Source organism: Mesorhizobium sp., from assembly GCF_005063415.1.
Taxonomy (GTDB): Bacteria; Pseudomonadota; Alphaproteobacteria; order Rhizobiales; family Rhizobiaceae; genus Mesorhizobium.
Map to the genome: position 1 here is coordinate 1 of NZ_SUEG01000414.1, position 248 is coordinate 248.

The 248-nt window shown below is 67.3% G+C and carries 1 protein-coding gene; it reads right to left on the bottom strand.

Annotated features, from left to right (window positions below):
* The coding region (locus tag E5W70_RS32855; RefSeq protein WP_292665528.1) for a LacI family DNA-binding transcriptional regulator at positions 1 to 166 on the bottom strand (166 nt) is incomplete at its 3' end.
* Positions 167 to 248 lie beyond the last annotated feature (82 nt).

A 248-nucleotide genomic window follows, 5' to 3' on the forward strand; every position in this document is an offset into this window, starting at 1 on the left:
GCAACGCGACCTGGTCGACGACCGGCAGATAGCCGAGCTGCTTGGCCGCCTCCATCACGCGCTGCCGGTTGGCGGCGCTGGCTCCCGGCCGGTTGTTGAGCACGCGATCGACCGTCGCGGTCGACAGGCCGCAGCTTCTGGCAATATCCGAAACGGTGGCTTTCATATCGCAACCATGTGGCGATGCGATCCAGTGCCTCGACGATAAGGCCCGCCCCGGCTGCTCAGCCGGGCCGTTGCGTGCCCTC